Source organism: Streptomyces sp. NBC_01474 (assembly GCF_035918215.1).
GTDB lineage: Bacteria > Actinomycetota > Actinomycetes > Streptomycetales > Streptomycetaceae > Streptomyces > Streptomyces aureus.
In genome coordinates, this window is sequence record NZ_CP109449.1 from 3,348,892 (window position 1) to 3,366,680 (window position 17,789).

The window sequence follows — 17,789 nt, forward strand, 5'->3', positions numbered from 1 at the left end:
ATCCCCCATCTGAGGAGTCCTCGGTGAGCCAGGCCACGGAGCCGTTGATCGTCGTAGGTGTCGACGGTTCGAACCACTCGAAGGAAGCCCTCCGCTGGGCCGTGCGGCAGGCCACGCTCGTCGGCGGCCGGGTGCACGCCGTCATGAGTTGGGAGTGGTCCACGAACCCCTTCAGCCTCGGCGGGCCCGCCGACGGGGACACGGTGGTGGGCGGTCGCCGACCGCTCTCCCCCGAGGAGACCTCACGCGTGAAGCTCATCGACGTCGTCACGGAGACGATCGGAGAGAACCCGCCCGTCCCGGTGCACAGCCGCATGGTGCAGGGGCCCGCGGCGAAGGTCCTCGTCGAGGCGTCCGGGGCCGCGGACCTCCTGGTCGTGGGCACCCGCGGCTACGGCGGCTTCAAGGGGGCGCTGCTCGGCTCGGTGAGCCAGCAGGTGACGCAGCACGCGCACTGCTCGGTCGTGGTGGTGCGGGAAAAGTCCGACACCTGACGCGAGCGGCGGCCCGCCCCCTCGCCCACCCGACGGGGTGTCAGCAGGGCATGCCAGAGTGCCCTCATGGACGATGCCCGAGAGTTCCCGCGCCAGTACGCCCGCACCCGCCGCTTCGCCCTGGGCGCACCGAGCCGGTTCACGGTCTCGGCGGACGGCGGGCGCGTCCTGTTCCTGCGCACGGGCGGCGGCGCCGACCCCGTGAGTGCCCTGTGGCTCCACGAGGACGGTGCGGAGCGCGTCCTGGTGAACGTCTCGCGCACCGCGCGCGCGGGAGACGTGCCGGCCGCCGAGCGGGTGCGCAGGGAGCGGGCGCGCGAGAGCGCGGTGGGGCTCGTCTCGTACTCGGCCGACGCCGAGTGCCGCACTGTCGTGTACGCCCTGTCGGGAGCACTCTGGGCGGTCCGTGTCGCGGACGGCGTCCCGTTCCCCGTGTCGGCGGCGGGCCCGGTCGTGGACCCGCGTCTGTCCCCCGACGGCCGGTTCGTCGCGTACGTCACCGGCGGCGCGTTGCACGTCGTCACACTCGACGGCGAGGACCGGCTCCTCGCGGCGCCCGAAGGCCCCGACATCACCTACGGGCTGACCGACCACGCGTCCTCGGAGTCGATGGGCCGGCCGCGCGGTCACTGGTGGGCGCCCGACGGCGGTGCGCTGCTCGCCGCGCGCGTGGACACGTCGCGCGTGCAGCGCTGGTACCTCTCCGACCCGGCCGACCCTTCGGCGCCGCCGCGCGCCGTGCGCTACCCGGCGGCGGGCACGGCCAACGCCGACGTGTCGCTCCATGTGCTGCACCTGGACGGCTCCCGGGCCGAAGTGGACTGGGACCGTGGGGCGTTCGAGTACGTGCCTGTGGTCGGGTGGGACGCGCACGGCCCGTTCGCCGCAGTGCAGAGCCGCGACCAGAGGACGCTGCGTACGCTGGCCGTGGACCCGGCGACGGGCGCCACCCGCCTCCTGGACGAGCAGCGCGACGCGGCCTGGGTCGAGCTGGTCCCCGGCGCCCCGTGCCGCACGGCGTCCGGCGCGCTGGTGACGACCCGCGACGAGCAGGACACCCGCCGCCTCGTCGTGGCCGGGAAGCCGGTGACCCCGGTGGGCCTCCAGATCCGTCACGTGCTCGGCGCCCAGGGCGAGTCCGTGCTGTTCGAGGGTGGTGACGAGCCCACCGAGACCCACGTGTGGACCTGGGCGCCCGACGCGGGCTGCGTCCGGCTCACGGACACGCCGGGCGTGCACACGGCGGTCTCCGCGGGCGGCACCACGGTCCTGGTGAGCCGCCGGGAGGACGCCGTGAAGGTAGAGGTGACGAAGAAGGGCAGCCCCGACGGGGAGATCGCCTCGCTCGCCGAGCGCCCCGTCGTCCCCACGCGCCCCGCCCATCTGCGGCTCGGCGAGCGGGAGTTGCGCAGCCAGCTGTTCCTCCCGTCGTGGCACACACCGGGCAGCGCCACGCTCCCCGTCCTGGTGAACCCGTACGGGGGCCAGCACCTGCTGGTTGCCACGCGCGGCCTCGGCTGGCCCGCGCATCTGTCGCAGTGGTTCGCCGAGCAGGGCTTCGCGGTCCTGGTCACGGACGGGCGCGGCTCCCCGGGGCGCGGTCCCGCGTGGGAGAAGGAGATCCGCGGCGACATCCTGACCCACGCCCTGGACGACCAGGTCGCCGCCGTGCAGGCGGCCGGGGCGGAGTTCCCCGACCTCGACCTGACGCGGGTCGCGATCCGTGGCTGGTCGTTCGGCGGGTTCCTGGCCGCGGGCGCCGTGCTGCGCAGGCCCGACGTCTTCCACGCGGCGGTGGCGGGCGCGCCGCCCACCGACCAGCGGCTGTACGACACGCACTGGAAGGAGCGCTATCTCGGACATCCCGACGAGGAGCCCGAGAACTACGAGCGCTGCTCCCTGATCGCCGACGCGCCGCTGCTGCGCCGCCCGCTCCTGCTGGTGCACGGGCTCGCCGACGACAATGTGGCGGTCGCGCACACCCTGCGCCTGTCGGCGGCGCTGCTCGCGGCGGGCCGCAGCCACCAGGTTCTTCCGCTGCCGGGCGCGACGCACATGGTCACGCAGGAGGACGTCGCGGAGAACCTGCTGCTGTTCCAGCTCGACTTCCTGAAGAAGTCCCTGGGGATCTGACGACTCGCAGGTGCCTACCAGTGCGCGGGACGGCTCAAGGAGGCCGGGATCTTCGTCGAGCCGTCCCCGCGGGCCGCGTTGACCTGTGCCTGCGTGAGGAAGATGCTGCCGGTCAGATCGGCGCCCTGAAGACGCGCGTCGCGGAGGTCGGCCCCGATGAGGTCGGCCTCGCGCACGTCGGCGCCGGTGAGGTCGGCCGCGATCAGGTAGGCGCCGCGCAGGTTGGCGCCTCGCAGGTCGGCGCCCTTGAGGCGGGCGCCCATCAGGTCGGCGCCCCGGTGATTCTTCCTGCGGCCGGGGACGGCCGCCCGTACGAGTTCGCTGACCTTCAGGAGCGTCTCGCTGACCTCGCCGCGGAGGGTGGGGATGTCGGCCGCGGTGAGGGTGGCGGCGTCGGCGCGGGTGAGCTCCTCGATCCCGTCGAGGGCGCGCCGCACCTCCTGGTGCGCCGGGCGGGCCCGCTCCAGATCCAGCGCCTCGGTCAAGTACCAGAGGAGTTCGTGCAGTTGACGCATGACGGGGAAGACGTCGAACATCGCGCGCGCGGTCCCGCGCGACGTACGCCAGTCCTCGCCGCCGAACGTGCCCTGTGACACCTGCTGGCCGGCTCCGAAGCAGTCGAAGACCGTGCAGCCCGCGTAGCCCTTGTCCCGGAGCGTGGCGTGGATGCCGCAGCGGAAGTCGTCCTGGAGGTTGCGGCACGGCCGGCCCGCGGGCTTGTTCGCGGCGAAGTCGGAGGACTTGGCGAAGGGCAAGGCGACACAGCACAGCCCGAAGCAGTTCCCGCAGTCGGCGCGCAGGTCGAGCCGACGGCGGTGCCCGGCCTCCGGAACGGTGCCGGTGCCAGGGACGGAGGTGCCCGGGACGGGTGCGGTGCCCGGGACGGCCCCGTCGGACGCGACGGCCTCAGGACGGTTCTCGCGCTTCTGGGACAACGGGCCCGTTCTCCTACGTGGTGTCTGCTCGACGGGCACGGCGTCGCCGCCTGCGCCCGGGTGGAGCCTTCATTGTCCCCGATGCCGCCGCGCGCCTTTGTGCGCCCCTGGGGTCGCGGGCCACGGTGGTGCGGCGCAGGCAGGGACCGCTCCCCCCACTGTCAGCACCCGGACGAGGCGGACGAGCCCGTCCTCGACGCCGACGGCAGACCGGTCGACCCGCGCTCCCCCGCGATGCCGCGCGACATGTTCGCCTACGCGCGCTCGCTCGCCGCGCACAAGCGGACACACCCGGCGGACGACGTCATGACGGTCCTGGCCACCGACGCCGACCTGACGGCGGCCGAGCTCGAGATGTTCTTCTTCCTGCTCACGGTCGCCGGCAACGACACGGTGCGCAGCGCGGCCCCCGGCGGCCTGCTGGAGCTGGCCCGGTCGCCACGGCCCCCGGCTGACCTCTCCCCGGTCTCTCGTGGCCCGGTGCACCCGCCGGGCCCGGTACCGTGGGGGAGGAACGATCTCGTGGGCCTCCTGGCGGGCTGCGTGAACCCAGGAGGAACCAGATGACGACGAACCGCGGACGCAAGCACGTGATCCGGCACCGGATGACGTCGACCGGAGAGTCGTACGTCGTCGCCGCCAAGAACCTCAAGGCGATGAAGGACATGGGCGCCACCGCGGAGGCCGTGCGCACCCAGCGCTGGCGGCCCGCGGACTCCCTGGACGTCCCCTGCCCCTGCGGCGGGACCTGCGAGCCCGGCGAGAAGTGCGACCGCTGCCACGCCGTCCACCGCCACGTGGCCCGCGCCCCCGGCAGCCTCACGGACGTCGAGACGTGGATGGACAAGTACGACTGCATGGGCTGCGCGTCCTCGTACACGCTGACCGTCGTCCTGCCCGGCCGCCCGTGGGGCATCGCCGAGACGATCGTGCAGGGCGGCTCCGCGGAGCCGGTGGTCCGGGCCCGCGTCTTCCCGGGCGTCGTGCACCCGATGATGCGCCCGGAGACGCCGGCGGAGGACTGAGCCTCCGCCGGAGCCCCGGGCCCGGCTCAGCCCGCTTCCGGCGCCAGCCGCAGCGAGATCGAGTTGATGCAGTACCGCTGGTCCGTCGGGGTGGGGTAGCCCTCGCCCTCGAAGACGTGTCCGAGGTGCGAGCCGCAGCGGGCACAGCGCACCTCGGTGCGGACCATGCCGTGCGAGCGGTCCGCGATCAGCTCGACGGCGTCCGTGTCCTTCGGATCGAAGAAGGACGGCCAGCCGCAGTGCGACTCGAACTTCTCTCCCGAGGTGAAGAGCTCCGCGCCGCACGCGCGACAGGAGTAGACGCCCTGGGTCTTGGTGTCCGTGTACTCACCGACGAAGGCGGGCTCGGTGCCGGCCTGGCGCAGTACCGCGTACTCCGCCGGGGTCAGCTCCGCGCGCCACTCCTCGTCCGGCTTTTCGACGTCGTACGACATTCAGTTCAGTCCTTCACTTGGCAAGGCGATCCAGGATCTGCGGGCCGAGCTCCGTGACGTCACCCGCGCCCATGGTGAGAACAAGGTCGCCCGGCTTGGCCATTCCCGCGATCACGTCGGGCACGGTCGCCTTGTCGTGGACGGCGTCCACGTCGGCGCCCGCGGCGCGCGCCGCGTCGATGATGAGGCCGCTGGTGATGCCGGGGATCGGGTCCTCGCGGGCCGGATAGATGTCCAGGACCACGGACGCGTCGGCGAGGGCGAGGGCGTCGCCCATCTCCTTGCCGAGCTCCTGGGTGCGGGAGAAGAGGTGGGGCTGGAAGACGACGAGGATCCGGGAGTCCCCCGCGGCCGAGCGCATCGCCTCGAGGTCGGCGGACATCTCGGTGGGGTGGTGCGCGTACGAGTCGATGACCTGTACGCCGTTCTCCTCGCCCTTGAGCTGGAGGCGGCGCTTGACGCCGGTGTACGACTTCAGCGCCGCGGCCAGGTTGCGGGAGGGGATGCCGAGCGCGACGCCGGCGGCGAGGGCCGCGACCGCGTTGTGCGCGTAGTGGCGGCCGGGGACCGAGACCGTGAACGTGAGCAGCTTGCCGTCGAGGAGGACGGTGACCTCGCTGGTCAGGCCGCGCGGGGTGACCTTGTGGATGCGGACGTCGGCCGCCTCCGACTCGCCGTAGGTGACGACCTTCAGGGACGTCGTGTCCCGCAGCCGGCGGGTCAGCTCGACCGCGCCGGACTGGTCCGCGGCGATGACGAGCGTGCCACCGGGGACGATCTTGGAGGCGAAGGTCTCGAAGGACTCGTAGATCTCGTCCATCGACGCGTAGTTGGCGTGGTGGTCGAGCTCGACGTTGAGGACGATGGCGACCTCGGGCGCGTACTTGTGGAAGCTGCGGTCCGACTCGTCGGCCTCGGCGACGAAGATCTCACCCGCGCCGTGCAGCGCGTTCGAGCCGGGGGCGTCGAGGTCGCCGCCGATGGCGTATGAGGGGTCGAGGCCCAGGGAGGACAGGGACACCGCCAGCATCGACGTGGTCGTCGTCTTGCCGTGCGTGCCGGCGACCGCGATGGGGCGCAGGCCGACCATGAGCGAGGCGAGGGCGTCGGAGCGGTGGACGACCGGGATGCCGAGCTCGGCGGCGCGGGCCAGCTCGGGGTTGTCTGCGCGGATCGCGGAGGAGACGACGACGCAGGTGGCGTCCGGCGCGAGGTGCGCGGCGTCGTGGCCGATGTGGACCGTGGCACCGAGCGAGCGCAGCGCCCCGGCCGTGGCGGACTCCCTGGAGTCACTGCCGGCGACCTGGGCGCCGCGCTGCGCGAGGATCTTCGCGATGCCCGACATTCCGGCGCCGCCGATGCCGATGAAGTGCGGTCGGTCCATGGCGGTGGGCAGGCCGGGTGCCATTGGTTTCTCCCTGGGACGGTGTGCTGCTGCGTGCCCACTGTGCGGGCAGGCTCAGCCTACTTTCTCCGTGCACCCCGCCCGCGCAACCCCGTACCGCCCTGGCGGCTACACCTTGCTGTACGAGAAGAGCTTCAGGACCGGGACGCCCACCTTGTGCCGGGCGCGCGAGGCCCAGTCACGGTGGAAGAACTCCTCCACGTAATGCGGGTCGGTCAGGACGATGACCTCGTCGGCGCCGATCTCGTCGACGAGGGACTTCAGCGCGTCCAGGGGGTGGTCCTCGACGAGGCGGCCCTCCGCCTCGCAGCCGGCCTGGTGGAGTGCGGCGAGGGAGACCTGGAGTGCTTGTTCGCCGGGTTCCGTGGCGTCCCGGCCCTCGGGTACGTCCTTCTCCTTCGCCGCGTCGTCGAGCTCCCCCATGGCGACGTCGTCGATGGCCCGCAGCAGGCGGTCGGCCTGGTCGCCGCGGGGCTGGAGCAGCACGTGGAACGCGACTTCCTCATCACCGTGCAAGGTGGTGACGAACTCCACGTCGGCGGACGTCAGGGCCTTCTCGATCATCAATACGCTCGTGAACACGACAGGCGCCCTTCTTCTCTCCTCCGTGGGCCGTCGACTCTCGACCGGTCCCTGCGGAAACCATCCTGCCCCGTGGCCGTACGGGGTCTGCGAGATTTAGTGTGCCCAGCGGAAGCTAAACGGAACGGCAGATTCCACTGATTGTCAGCTCCGACGGTATCGGGTGAACAGGAACCCGGCCTCTTCCAGTACAGAAGCCATCTCGAAACGCTCAGGGACGGTCAGGGACGGTCCCCCGGCAATGCGCTGGGCGTCTCCGGCCGTGAGCATCGGCGACAGCGTCAGACAGAGTTCGTCGAGCACCTGTGCGGCCACGAACTGGCCGAGCAGGCGGGGTCCACCCTCCGTGAGCAGCCGGGTGAGCCCGCGCTCCGCGAGCGCCCGGACCGCGCGCTCCGGCTCGACCGTGGCGCCCTCGCCGGCGATCAGCACCTCGGCGCCGGCCTTGCGAGCGGCCTCCATACGGTCGGGCGGGGCTCCGGCGCCGGTGACCACGAAGGTGGGGACGAGGGGCGACGTGAAGAGCGGGAGGGAGAAGTCGAGGTCCAGGCTCGCGGTGATCACCGCGATGGCCGGGGCGGGGCCCTGTCCGGCCGCCTCCCTGCGCGCGGCGAAGGCCTCACGCGCGCGTGCCGGGCGATAGCCCTCCATACGGACCGTTTCCGCACCGACCAGGACGGCGTCCGCGAGACCGCGCAGGGTGCCGAAGATCCGCATGTCGGCGGCGCACGAGATGCCCTGCGAGCGGCCGTCGTGCTGGGCGGCGCCGTCGAGCGTGGAGACCATGTTGGCCCGCAGCCATACGTCCTGCCCCAAGGGGTAGGCATAGGCGTCCGCGAGCTCGCCGAGACTCCATTCACGGGGTTCGTGGCCCGCGTGATCTGCTGTTTCGTACGTCACAGGGAACAGGCGTCGCATGTCACGCAGTCTCCCACGGCGTCTAGAGTTGGGTGCTGTGTCGTCCTCCACCACTGCCCCGGCCCAGAGTCCGATAGCCGACGCGGCCCCGCTGTCCCTGTGCGCCCGTGAGCCGCTCGTCCCCGCGGACCGTCTGGTCGCCGAGATGGTGCCCCCGCCGCGCTTCGACTCGGTCCGCTTCGAGACGTACATCCCGGACCCCGATCAGCCCAGCCAGACCGATGCGGTGCGGGTCCTGAGCGACTTCGCGGCCGGGCTCGGCGGCGCCCACGCGAGCGGCTCGGGCAAGCGGCGGTGGTTCGCCAAGAAGCCCGCGGCACCCACCGGGCCCCGCGGCGTCTATCTGGACGGCGGCTACGGCGTCGGCAAGACCCACCTGCTCGCCTCGCTCTGGCACGCCACCCCGGCGGCCCCCGAGCAGAAGGCGTTCGGCACGTTCGTCGAGCTGACGAACCTGGTGGGCGCGCTCGGCTTCCAGCAGACGGTGCGCACGCTCGGCGAGCACCGGCTGCTGTGCATCGACGAGTTCGAGCTGGACGACCCGGGCGACACGGTCCTGGTGTCGACCCTGCTGGGCAAGCTCGTCGACGCGGGCGTCGCGCTCGCCGCAACCTCGAACACGCTGCCGGGCAAGCTCGGCGAGGGCCGGTTCGCCTCCGTCGACTTCCTGCGCGAGATCCAGGGCCTGTCCGCGCACTTCCGCCCCCTGCGCATCGACGGCGAGGACTACCGCCACCGCGGCCTGCCCGAAGCGCCCGCCCCGTTCTCCGACGAACAGGTGACGAAGGCGGCGTACGCGACGCAGGGTGCCGCGCTCGACGACTTCCCGCATCTGCTCGACCACCTCGCGCGCGTGCACCCCAGCCGCTACGGCGCCCTGACGGACGACCTGAAGGCGGTCTGCCTCACGGACGTGCAGCCCGTCCCCGACCAGTCGACGGCGCTGCGGCTCGTCGTGCTCGCCGACCGGCTCTACGACCGCGAGATCCCCGTGCTCGCCTCCGGACTCCCCTTCGACCAGCTGTTCAGCGAGGAGATGCTGAACGGCGGCTACCGCAAGAAGTACTTCCGCGCGATCTCCCGCCTGACGGCGCTCGCCCGGGACGCCAAGGGGCTGGTGCGCGCATAGGGCCGCCCGGGGTCACCTGCGGCGTCGCCTGCCGGTCACAAGCCCGACCACAAAGCCCGCCGAGCTGATGAGCACCGTCAGGGCAGCGGCACACACCGCACTGACAAGCCAGTCGGCATCCCTGCCCTGCCTCGCGTCCTCGCTCCACCACATCACCGTCAACACCACCCACGTACCACCGATCCAGGCGACAGCGTTCCGGACCGACGGCGCCTTGAACGGCTCGGCGCGGTTGATGTGCTCAAGGGCCTCCTTGGCCATGCGCTCCCACCGCAGCGTCAGGGCGAAGAGAAGGCCGACCCCCGTCCCGACGGCGACGAGCGCCAGGACATCGGCCGCCCCCGTGAACCGCCACCCCGCGACTGCGCAGATCCCCACCATGAGCGCCGCCGTCGCGGCCCCCAGCAAGCCGCCCGCGCGCACCGGACGCCGGTGGCCGTAGGCCTGGATCCGGCCAGGACGCCGCGGCGCACGGGCCAGGCTCCGGTCGCGGTTCACCATGGCCCGCACCGCCACCCGGTCGATCGCGCGCACCGCCCGCAGCAGCACCTTCATGTCCCCTCCGGCCCTGTCACCCGCCCGGCCCCCTGAGCCGTACGCACGGGACAGTAAGCCGGTTACACGAGACACCAACCCTCAACTGGCTCTGCTACGCGCGTGGTTCCCGTGACGAATGGGCCGTGATAGACACAGCCGGGTCACAGTTCCTGTCCGCCAGCAGGAGGTTGCCCCATGTCTGAAGCACGTACCGCACGTACCGCTCAGTCCCCCGCAACACGACGTCAGGTACTCGCGCGCAGCGGCGCTTCCGTCGCCGCCATCGCCTTCGCCGGAAGCCTCTCCGAGCTCTTCGCGGGCACGGCCGCCGCGCAGAGCCTCGGGAAAAAGGGCTACGGCCCGCTGGTGCCCGACCCCGCCGGACTGCTCGATCTGCCCGCGGGGTTCCGCTACAAGGTCCTCTCGCGCGAGGGCGACCCGCTGCGCTCCGGCGAGGGCAAGGTGCCCAGCAACCATGACGGCATGACGGCCCTGAAGGGCAGACACGGCCAGGTCCACCTGGTCCGCAACCACGAGAACCGCGTCACCGCGAAGATCGCCGTGCCGACCGTCGAGGGGCTCACCTACGACCCGATGGGCAAGGGCGGCTGTACGGCGCTCACGCTCGACCATCGGGGCAATGTCCTGTCGGAGCGCGTCGCCATCGCCGGTACGGCCGTCAACTGCGCGGGCGGGCACACGCCTTGGGGCACCTGGCTGACCTGCGAGGAGACCGAGGACAAGGCAGGCACGAACGGCTACACCAAGGACCACGGCTTCATCTTCGAGGTCGACCCGGCCGACCCGCACCGCTCGGGTGCCGTACCGCTGACCGCGATGGGCCGCTTCCAGCACGAGGCGATCGCGATCGACCCGAAGCGGGGCGTCGTCTACGAGACCGAGGACGCCTTCGAGAAGCCCTTCGGCCTGTTCTACCGCTTCCTGCCCGACAAGCCCGAGGGCGGCCTCGGTTCCCTGCGGGCGGGCGGAACGCTGCAGGCGATGCGGGTACCCGGGGTGCCCGACCTCTCCGTGGTCCAGGAGACGGGCGCGACGTTCGACGGCATCGAGTGGGTCGACGTACCCGACCCGCTGGCCGCGCAGACCCCCATCCGCCTCCAGGACTTCGGCCCGAAGGGCATCACGCACGCGCAGAAGCTGGAGGGCTGCTACTGGGGCGGCTCGTCCGTCTACTTCGTCTCCTCCTTCGCCCACAGCGCGGAGGGCTCGGCGGCCGATCACTTCGGGCAGATCTGGCGCTACGACCCGAACAAGCGCCGGCTCACGCTGGTGATCGTCTTCGGCCCGAGCACCGACGTCCAGCTGCCGGGCGAGGAGCCCGACAACATCTGCCTCGCGCCCAGCGGCGGCCTGATGGTGTGCGAGGACGGCGAGGGCGCGCAGCACGTCTTCGGCGTGACCCGCCGCGGCGACGTGTACGCGATGGCGCGCGGGCGCCAGAACATCGGCACGGCGCAGAAACCGGCGTGGGGCGAGTTCGCGGGCGTCACGTTCTCCCCGGACGGCGACACGATGTACGTCAACTGCTACACGCCCGGGACGACCTTCGCCGTGACGGGGCCCTGGCAGCGGTAGCGCAGGTGCCCGGTCCGTCGCACGATCGAGGGACCTGACGGGAAGGGGTGCGCGGTGGCCAAGGCCGACAAGGACACGAAGCGGAAGGGCAAGGGCGAGCCGGCCAAGAGCGCCGGGAAGTCCCGGGCCAAGGCCGCACAGGCCCCCGGGAAGCCGTCCGGGAAGTCCTCCGGCTCGAAGTCGCCCGTCGCGCTTCGTGAGCTGCTGCGCATCCCCGCGGGCAAGCCCGTGGATCTCGCCTCCTTGGACGCACGGGCGACGCCCGCGGGCCCCTCCGGCAAGGCCGCGGGCGTGGAGGCGACCGCCCGTATGGGTGAACGCCTCGCGGACCTCCAGGAGCGCCTGTGGGCCTCCGGCACGGCCGGCGACCGGCGCCGGATCCTGCTGATCCTCCAGGGCATGGACACCAGCGGCAAAGGCGGCACGGTCAAGCACGTCATCGGCCTCTTCAACCCCTCCGGCTGCCGCATCAAGGCCTTCAAGGCGCCGACCGCCGAGGAGCGCGGCCATCCGTTCCTGTGGCGCATCATGCGGGCGCTCCCTGAGCCCGGCGAGATCGGCATCTTCGACCGCTCGCAGTACGAGGACGTCCTCGCCGCCCGCGTCCGCGGCCTCGTCCCGCACCGCCGACTGGGCGGCCGCTACGGCCAGATCAACCGCTTCGAGCAGTCGTTGGCGGAGGACGGCGTGACGGTCGTCAAGTGCTTCCTCCACATCTCGTACGAGGAACAGCGCGAGCGGCTCCTCAAACGGCTCGACAACCCGGACAAGCACTGGAAGTTCACCATGGGAGACATCGAAGACCGCGCTCTGTGGCCCGCGTACCAGGAGGCGTACGAGATCGCGCTGGAGCGCTGCTCGACGGATGCCGCGCCCTGGTACGTGGTGCCGGCCGACCGCAAGTGGTATCGCAACTGGGCCGTCAGCAAGCTGCTCCTGGAACATCTGGAGGCGCTGGACCCGAAGTACCCGAAGGCGGACTTCGACGTGGCCGCGGCGAGGGAGCAGTTGCTCGCGCAGAGGTGAGGCGGGGTTCCGGCCCCACCAGTGCCGCCCACAACTGCGGCTGATTCACCGAGCGTGCCGCTCCCGCCCCCTGGGCAGGGTCCTAGGGGTCCGGCCGGGCCCACGAGCCCGTCAGGACGTCGCGCCCCCTAGGGACAAGGACACGAACACATGGAACGACACGCAGTCTGGGAGTTCACCGACGACCGCGGGCATGTGGCGGCCGCGGGGGACGTGCCGTTACGGGTAGTGGCCTACATACAGGCCGGCGCCACCCTGTGGGACCACGGGATACGGCCGGTGGGGATCTTCGGTTCGTTCCACGACGGGGACGCCGCCGACCCGGCCAAGGCGGGGACGCTGCCGCTCGGCGAGGTCCGCTACCTCGGTGCGGGCGCGGGCCTCGGCCTGGAGGCCGTGCTCGCGGCCGAGCCCGACCTCGTCGTCGCCGTCACCTACGGCGGCGGCCAGGTGTACGGCGTCGATCCCGACGTGGCGAAGCATCTGGAGGAGCACGTCCCGGTCGTCGTGGTCGACGTCGGGCAGGGCCGCTCACTCACCGCGGTCAGGGAGCGCTTCGCCGGGCTGGCACGCTCGCTCGGGGCGCGGGACCGGGCCGGGACCGAACTGGAGCGCGCCATGCGGGAGTTGGAGCAGGCCGCGCAGGACAATCCGGGGCGGGTACTGGCCCTGTCACCGGGCGGCCCCGACAGTGTCCATCTGGCCCGCCCCGCCAAGTGGCCCGACCTGAGCGCGCTGACGGCCCTCGGCGTACGCACCGTCGAACCGCCACAGGGGCCGGGCGCCAACTGGAGCACGGCCGGGTGGGCGCAGGCCGCCGCGCTCACCCCCGACATCGCGCTCGTCGACTCCCGCGCGAACGCGGCCGCGCACGAGCAGTACGCGGCGGACCCGCACTGGCTGCAGGTCGCGGCCGGGGCACGCCTGCTCCCCTGGAACCCGGAGCTCCCGGCGAGCGAGTCCGCCCACGCGCGGTTCTTCGCTCAGGTGACCGGGGCGCTGCGGGACACCTGAGCCCCGCGGCGGCGCCCTTCGCCCACCTGGCCCGACGCCGCTCCGCACAGGCGACATGATGCGCAATTAATCCCATTAGTAAGTTTATTGTCGCCGCGTGATGACCTATGTACGGAGATTTGCGCTGGTCTGCGCCCTGGGCGCGCTGGGGGTCGGTGCTGCCGCGTGCAGTGGGGGCGGCGGATCCACCGGGCACCCGGGGCGAGGGGAGGTGAGCGCGTCCGCGTCCGCCGCGCCCTCGCGCCCGCCCACACTCGCACCGGGCCCCGCCGGTCTCACCCCCGTGTTCAAGAGCGCTCCCCACCCGCGGGGCCGCACCGTCGCCCTCACCTTCGACGCCGACATGACCGCCGACGAGGGCCCCCGCGCCGCGGCAGGTGAGCACTTCGACAACCCGGCCCTGATCGCGACCCTGCGCCGGCTGAAGGTCCCCGCGACGGTGTTCATGACGGGGCGGTGGGCCGAGGAGTACCCGGCCGAGGCGAAGTCGATCGGGAGCGATCCGCTCTTCGAGGTCGCCAACCACTCGTACAGCCACTACGCCTTCACCGGCCAGTGCTACGGGCTGCCCACCATGCCGCCCGCGCGGATGCGGTCGGACGTGGAGCGCGCCTTCACCGCGTTCCGCAAGGCCGGGGTGAAGCGCACGGTGCCGTACTTCCGCTTCCCGGGCGGGTGTTACGACAAGGAGGTGCTCCGGAAGCTGACCCCGGCGGGCGTCACGGCCGTGCAGTGGGACGTGGTGAGCGGTGACGCGTTCGCGACGGACTCGGCGGCGGTGGCGCAGCAGGTGCTCGACGGGGTGCGGCCCGGTTCGGTCGTCGTCATGCACTGCACCCGCAGCGCGGCGCCCGCCACGGAAGCCGCGGTGCGCGCCGTCGTGCCGAAGCTGCGGGAGCGCGGGTACCGGTTCATGCGGGTGTCGGAGCTGATCAGGTCGACGGCCCAGCACTAGGGCCCGTCCGGGGGCCCGCACTACGGTGGGAGTCATGGCTGACTACTGCGACGGGCCGGGTCCGCGTACGGACCCTGACGTATCTGAACCGGCCGGCGCGACCACGGAACCGTTCGCCGAGTGCGTGCTGTGCCGCAGGCCCACCGAGTACCCGGAGTCCCGCAAGGGCGTGACGCTGTGCCCCGTGTGCGAATGGCAGGAGGCACAGCGCACGTCCTGCTCGGGGTGACCGCGGCTGTCGCACGACGCCGCGAAGAACCGATCATCCGCCTGGCAGACTGGTCCGGTGAGCAGTGACGACCAGACCCTCCAGAACGACGCCGCCGACGCCTCCCCCGAGGTGCCGCAGGACAGCCCCTTCCGGTCCGAGCGGACCGTACGCGACGAGGCTCAGCAGTTCGTGCTGCCTCTCGTGGTGCGTATCGAGCGGGCCGCTCCCCCGGCCCGCACCGACGCCCTGGAGACGGCGGCCCGCGCCGTCCTCGTGATCCTCTCCGATCCGCGCGCGACCGGCGAGGGAGAGTGGGCGCAGGTCATGCGCGACTGGCAGGACGCCCGGATCCGCAAGGTGGTGCGGCGGGCGCGCGGCGCCGAGTGGCGCAGGGCGGAGGCGCTCGACGGGATCACGGTGACGGGGAAGTCGGCCGAGGTACGGGTGTTCCCGCCCGTCCCGCTCGACGGCTGGCCCAAGGACCTGGCCCGGCTCCAGGTGTCGGGAACGGAACTGGACGACCCGGAGCCCCCGGCGGACCCCGACCTCACGGCACCCGTCCTGTGGCTGAGCCCCGACCTCGACATGACGGCGGGCAAGTCGATGGCCCAGGCGGGCCACGGCGCGCAGCTGGCCTGGTGGGAACTGACGGACGAGCAGCGCGCGGAGTGGCGCGACGCCGGTTTCCCGCTGTCCGTACGCACCGCTGACACGGACCGCTGGGCCGAGCTGACCACGAGCGGCCTGCCGGTGGTCCGGGACGCCGGATTCACGGAGATCGCCCCCGGGAACACCGTGGTGGCCGAAGGAGGCAGCCACTTCTGCCCTCTCCCGCGCGCACGACGGCCGTAGGCGGGCTGCTCCGCGTCGGCGTCCTGGGCAGCCCGCCCGCTGACGGCTCTCAGGACGCCGGGACTTTCAGCTTGTCCCAGCTGGTCTTCCCCGGAATGCCGTCCGCGTCCTTGCCCTTGAAGCCGAGCTTCTGCTGCCAGGCCTTGTAGGACTTGCGGTCGGCGTCGGTCCACTCGGGGCTGGGCCCCTCCTCGTAGTGGTCGCAGCCCTCGGCGACCAGGCGGCGGCCCATGGCCGTGATGAGCGCGGACTTCTGACCGTTGTGGAAGAAGCCGCTGCCCGGAAACGGGGCGTGCGACGGCTTGGACGGCGTGGGCTTCGGGTCGGGTTCGGAACCCTGGGACTTCCCGGCGAGCCGGTCGGCGATCCGCTTGCGCATGCCGTCCATCGTGAAGCCGCGCGGGTCCTGCTTGCCCGGCTGCCACTCCTTGTGGCCGATGACCGACCGCTCGCTCCAGCCGTAGTGACGGCAGATCGCGGCGGACACCTTCTCGATGGCCTCCTTCTGCGCCTCGGGCCAGGGGTCCTTGCCGTCGCCGAGGTTGATGCACTCGAAGCCGTAGAAGTGCCGGTTGCCGTCGGTGTCGGCCTCGTTGTCGTGCGGCAGCCTCGACTCGTCGACCACGGCGCGCAGGACGTCGCTGTCGCCCAGCCCCGCATGATTGGCACGGCCGTTGCCGACGAGGTGGATCTCGCCCTTCTTGTCGATGACGCCGTGGCACAGCGGCCCCGGCAGGCCCGAGTAGCCGTTGTAGCAGATGTTCACGGAGGCGTCCGTGCCCGAGGTGACGGTGTGGTGGATCATCACGCCGTTCACCGGGCCCCAGGGGCCCTTCGTATTGCGGTTGTGCGAACGCCAGTTGCGCACCTCGTGGACCGTCAGACCCTCCTTACGCAGGATCTCCACCAGCTTGGACGCGCTCAGAGGTGTGGCCATCACTCGTCTCCTTCCACGGCGGACTCCGCTTCTGCGGTGGTCTGCGACCTCCCGTGCGAGGGGCCCTCGGCCGCGAGTTCCTCACGGTGTGCCTGTTCCTCCGCCGCAAGGGTCGCCTCGTCCGCGGCCGGGATGCCGATCGCGAGCGGGCCGAAGGCGAGGCGCAGGTCGACGGCGCTCTCCTCGCCCTTGACCAGGGCCAGCGGGGCGAAGTGACGGGCGATACCGGCGGGCCCCTGGAGCAGCGGGCGGCGCGCCGGGTCCGTCGGCCATTCGACGCTTCCCGTGGCGGTGCGCGCGGGGACGAGCCAGTGGTCGCCGGTCCGGTACGTGCCGTCCTTGGCGAAGTACACCTCGACACCGTCCTCCAGAGGCAGCCACTCCCCCTCCGCGACGGGGACGGCGCCGCCCTTCAGGGCTGCGGTCCGGCCCCTGCGCTTCGGGCCCTCGCGGTGGTCCCAGCGGCGCACGAACGGGTGCAGGTGGGGAAGCCGGCCGACGCCCGGCCCGGGCTCGGCGGACAGGCGGACCCGGCGGCCCGGCAGGTCGAGTTCCTCGACGCGCAGCAGGGGCAGGGCTTCCAGGCGGGAGGCGTAGGCGGTGTCCGTGAACTCGACGAAGTCGCCGACGTCCAGGTCGAGCTTGTCGTCGTGGCCGAGGGACGCCAGCTGCACCCAGGTGCCGTCGAGTGCGTCGACCGGGAAGACGACCGAGCCGTTCTCGCGGGACCACTTGAAGGTGGCGTCCTTCGCCTCGCCGCCGGCATGGACCTCGACCCGGTACAGCTGGTTCTCCGGACCGCGGTAACGGGCGTCGGGCCTGACCAGGCACGGGTCCTCGTCGGCGTGGTCGGGCCGCTCGCTGCGGGCGGCCAGCCGGGCGGTGGTTGCCGCCTGGCGCTGCGCCCACTTGTCGAAGGCGGCGCGGACGACCTCCTTCGACGGGTCGGCGTCCTCGATCGCCAGCGCCGCGAGGGACAGCGGAAGCACCTGCCAGACCACCTTGACGCGGGCCGCGGTGTCCGGCATCGCCGCGCCGAGGGCGACCTCGCGCAGCGACGGCTCCTCGGCGGCGTTCACCGACCGTTCCCACACGTTCAGGTAGACCACGAACGGCGACTGCGCGGGCGAGGGCAGCCGGTCGCCGGGCTTCTCCGGATCGCGGAAGGCGTCGGGCTGGTCCCAGTAGGTCCAGTACGACGGCGGGGTGGCCGTGTCCTTGGCGGTCTCGGCGGTCTCGGCGTTCTCGTCCGGCACGGGCGTGCCGGGCGCCGGGCGGTCCGCGTCGAGCAGGATGCCGTCGACGTAGTAGCGGCCGCCGTGGATGTAGAGGGTGTCGATGTCGTGCTTGCCCCCCACGTACTCGACGCGGAAGCCCGCCGCGTCGCGCGGCCCGCCGTAGCGGCCGATCAGGTCCGCGGCGAGGGTGCGGGCCCGGTGGAGCTGGATCGCGGTCTGCTCGTTGGCGTCGGCGTCGAGCTGGACGCGGCCCTGCTGGGCGACGACCGCGGAGTAGTGCCGCTCCGGGTGGAAGGTGAGACGGGAGAGATCAGCGTGCATGAAGGGGGTCCCCCTGGTTCAGGAAAGTGCGGGTGGGTCGTACGGCG

General features: G+C 72.1%; 18 protein-coding genes and 1 pseudogene. 11 read left to right on the forward strand and 8 right to left on the reverse strand.

Going from position 1 to position 17,789, the window contains the following annotated elements:
* Window positions 1-23: 23 nt before the first annotated feature.
* Together OG758_RS15595 and OG758_RS15600 are read left to right on the forward strand one after the other, a co-directional pair.
* Window positions 24-494 (forward strand): universal stress protein, encoded by a 471-nt coding sequence (locus OG758_RS15595; RefSeq protein ID WP_326710568.1) that lies wholly within the window; start codon window positions 24-26, stop codon window positions 492-494.
* Between the two features lie 66 nt (window positions 495-560).
* Window positions 561-2,627 (forward strand): prolyl oligopeptidase family serine peptidase, encoded by a 2,067-nt coding sequence (locus OG758_RS15600; protein WP_326710569.1) that lies wholly within the window; start codon window positions 561-563, stop codon window positions 2,625-2,627.
* 14 nt (window positions 2,628-2,641) lie between these two features.
* On the opposite strand, the gene OG758_RS15605 is transcribed toward OG758_RS15600, so the two are convergent.
* Window positions 2,642-3,427 (reverse strand): pentapeptide repeat-containing protein, encoded by a 786-nt coding sequence (locus OG758_RS15605; RefSeq protein ID WP_326715933.1) that lies wholly within the window; start codon window positions 3,425-3,427, stop codon window positions 2,642-2,644.
* A gap of 297 nt (window positions 3,428-3,724) precedes the next feature.
* On the opposite strand from OG758_RS15605, the pseudogene OG758_RS15610 reads away from it, so the two are divergent.
* Both OG758_RS15610 and OG758_RS15615 read left to right on the forward strand, forming a co-directional pair.
* Window positions 3,725-4,021, forward strand: a pseudogene (locus tag OG758_RS15610) (cytochrome P450); the annotation flags it as partial.
* 104 nt (window positions 4,022-4,125) lie between these two features.
* Window positions 4,126-4,587: a hypothetical protein gene (locus OG758_RS15615; RefSeq protein WP_266558708.1), complete on the forward strand. Its 462-nt coding sequence runs from the start codon at window positions 4,126-4,128 to the stop codon at window positions 4,585-4,587.
* Window positions 4,588-4,613: 26 nt separating this feature from the next.
* On the opposite strand, the gene msrB is transcribed toward OG758_RS15615, so the two are convergent.
* The 4 genes from msrB to OG758_RS15635 all read right to left on the reverse strand — a co-directional run bounded on the left by msrB (window position 4,614) and on the right by OG758_RS15635 (window position 7,926).
* Window positions 4,614-5,021: a peptide-methionine (R)-S-oxide reductase MsrB gene (gene msrB / locus OG758_RS15620; RefSeq protein WP_326710570.1), complete on the reverse strand. Its 408-nt coding sequence runs from the start codon at window positions 5,019-5,021 to the stop codon at window positions 4,614-4,616.
* A gap of 13 nt (window positions 5,022-5,034) precedes the next feature.
* Window positions 5,035-6,429: a UDP-N-acetylmuramate--L-alanine ligase gene (gene murC, locus OG758_RS15625; protein WP_326710571.1), complete on the reverse strand. Its 1,395-nt coding sequence runs from the start codon at window positions 6,427-6,429 to the stop codon at window positions 5,035-5,037.
* A 105-nt stretch (window positions 6,430-6,534) separates the two neighbouring features.
* Window positions 6,535-7,008, reverse strand: a complete 474-nt coding sequence (locus tag OG758_RS15630; RefSeq protein ID WP_326710572.1) for an indole-3-glycerol phosphate synthase — start codon at window positions 7,006-7,008, stop codon at window positions 6,535-6,537.
* Between the two features lie 144 nt (window positions 7,009-7,152).
* Window positions 7,153-7,926, reverse strand: a complete 774-nt coding sequence (locus tag OG758_RS15635) for a pyrimidine reductase family protein (protein WP_326710573.1) — start codon at window positions 7,924-7,926, stop codon at window positions 7,153-7,155.
* Between the two features lie 37 nt (window positions 7,927-7,963).
* On the opposite strand from OG758_RS15635, the gene zapE reads away from it, so the two are divergent.
* On the forward strand, window positions 7,964-9,055 hold the full coding sequence (gene zapE / locus OG758_RS15640) for a cell division protein ZapE (protein WP_326710574.1): 1,092 nt from the start codon (window positions 7,964-7,966) through the stop codon (window positions 9,053-9,055).
* 12 nt (window positions 9,056-9,067) lie between these two features.
* On the opposite strand, the gene OG758_RS15645 is transcribed toward zapE, so the two are convergent.
* Window positions 9,068-9,610, reverse strand: a complete 543-nt coding sequence (locus tag OG758_RS15645) for a hypothetical protein (protein ID WP_326710575.1) — start codon at window positions 9,608-9,610, stop codon at window positions 9,068-9,070.
* Between the two features lie 177 nt (window positions 9,611-9,787).
* Between OG758_RS15645 and OG758_RS15650 the strand changes: the two genes are divergently transcribed.
* From OG758_RS15650 to OG758_RS15675, 6 genes are all read left to right on the forward strand, one after another.
* Entirely contained in the window at window positions 9,788-11,188 is a 1,401-nt protein-coding gene (locus OG758_RS15650) for an alkaline phosphatase PhoX (RefSeq protein ID WP_326710576.1), read from the forward strand.
* Window positions 11,189-11,389: 201 nt separating this feature from the next.
* Window positions 11,390-12,214, forward strand: a complete 825-nt coding sequence (locus OG758_RS15655; protein WP_326715934.1) for a polyphosphate kinase 2 family protein — start codon at window positions 11,390-11,392, stop codon at window positions 12,212-12,214.
* 150 nt (window positions 12,215-12,364) lie between these two features.
* Entirely contained in the window at window positions 12,365-13,228 is an 864-nt protein-coding gene (locus OG758_RS15660; protein WP_326710577.1) for an ABC transporter substrate-binding protein, read from the forward strand.
* A 100-nt stretch (window positions 13,229-13,328) separates the two neighbouring features.
* Window positions 13,329-14,183, forward strand: a complete 855-nt coding sequence (locus OG758_RS15665; protein ID WP_442810426.1) for a polysaccharide deacetylase family protein — start codon at window positions 13,329-13,331, stop codon at window positions 14,181-14,183.
* Window positions 14,184-14,217: 34 nt separating this feature from the next.
* A complete protein-coding gene (locus tag OG758_RS15670; RefSeq protein ID WP_266558718.1) occupies window positions 14,218-14,412 on the forward strand; it encodes a hypothetical protein in 195 nt (64 codons plus the stop codon).
* 57 nt (window positions 14,413-14,469) lie between these two features.
* Window positions 14,470-15,246 carry an aminoacyl-tRNA hydrolase gene (locus tag OG758_RS15675; RefSeq protein WP_382059635.1) on the forward strand — a complete coding sequence of 259 codons (777 nt, stop codon included), beginning with the start codon at window positions 14,470-14,472 and terminating at the stop codon, window positions 15,244-15,246.
* 49 nt (window positions 15,247-15,295) lie between these two features.
* Here the strand turns inward: OG758_RS15675 and OG758_RS15680 are convergent, their stop codons facing one another.
* Both OG758_RS15680 and OG758_RS15685 read right to left on the reverse strand, forming a co-directional pair.
* The gene (locus tag OG758_RS15680; RefSeq protein WP_326710579.1) at window positions 15,296-16,183 is read right to left on the reverse strand and encodes a peptidoglycan-binding protein; all 888 of its coding nucleotides are present in this window, start codon (window positions 16,181-16,183) and stop codon (window positions 15,296-15,298) included.
* Window positions 16,183-17,742 (reverse strand): DUF6519 domain-containing protein, encoded by a 1,560-nt coding sequence (locus tag OG758_RS15685; RefSeq protein ID WP_326710580.1) that lies wholly within the window; start codon window positions 17,740-17,742, stop codon window positions 16,183-16,185. The genes OG758_RS15680 and OG758_RS15685 overlap by 1 nt, the downstream gene beginning before the upstream one ends.
* Window positions 17,743-17,789 lie beyond the last annotated feature (47 nt).

Bases quoted from the DNA above. Each gene is read 5' to 3' on its own strand.
- OG758_RS15600 (WP_326710569.1), top strand. From the start codon at position 561: ATGGACGATGCCCGAGAGTTCCCGCGCCAGTACGCCCGCACCCGCCGC.
- OG758_RS15650 (WP_326710576.1), top strand. From the start codon at position 9,788: ATGTCTGAAGCACGTACCGCACGTACCGCTCAGTCCCCCGCAACACGA.
- OG758_RS15660 (WP_326710577.1), top strand. From the start codon at position 12,365: ATGGAACGACACGCAGTCTGGGAGTTCACCGACGACCGCGGGCATGTG.
- msrB (WP_326710570.1), bottom strand. From the start codon at position 5,021: ATGTCGTACGACGTCGAAAAGCCGGACGAGGAGTGGCGCGCGGAGCTG.
- OG758_RS15635 (WP_326710573.1), bottom strand. From the start codon at position 7,926: ATGCGACGCCTGTTCCCTGTGACGTACGAAACAGCAGATCACGCGGGC.
- OG758_RS15670 (WP_266558718.1), top strand. From the start codon at position 14,218: ATGGCTGACTACTGCGACGGGCCGGGTCCGCGTACGGACCCTGACGTA.
- OG758_RS15615 (WP_266558708.1), top strand. From the start codon at position 4,126: ATGACGACGAACCGCGGACGCAAGCACGTGATCCGGCACCGGATGACG.
- OG758_RS15685 (WP_326710580.1), bottom strand. From the start codon at position 17,742: ATGCACGCTGATCTCTCCCGTCTCACCTTCCACCCGGAGCGGCACTAC.
- OG758_RS15680 (WP_326710579.1), bottom strand. From the start codon at position 16,183: ATGGCCACACCTCTGAGCGCGTCCAAGCTGGTGGAGATCCTGCGTAAG.
- OG758_RS15645 (WP_326710575.1), bottom strand. From the start codon at position 9,610: ATGAAGGTGCTGCTGCGGGCGGTGCGCGCGATCGACCGGGTGGCGGTG.
- murC (WP_326710571.1), bottom strand. From the start codon at position 6,429: ATGGCACCCGGCCTGCCCACCGCCATGGACCGACCGCACTTCATCGGC.
- OG758_RS15665 (WP_442810426.1), top strand. From the start codon at position 13,329: ATGACCTATGTACGGAGATTTGCGCTGGTCTGCGCCCTGGGCGCGCTG.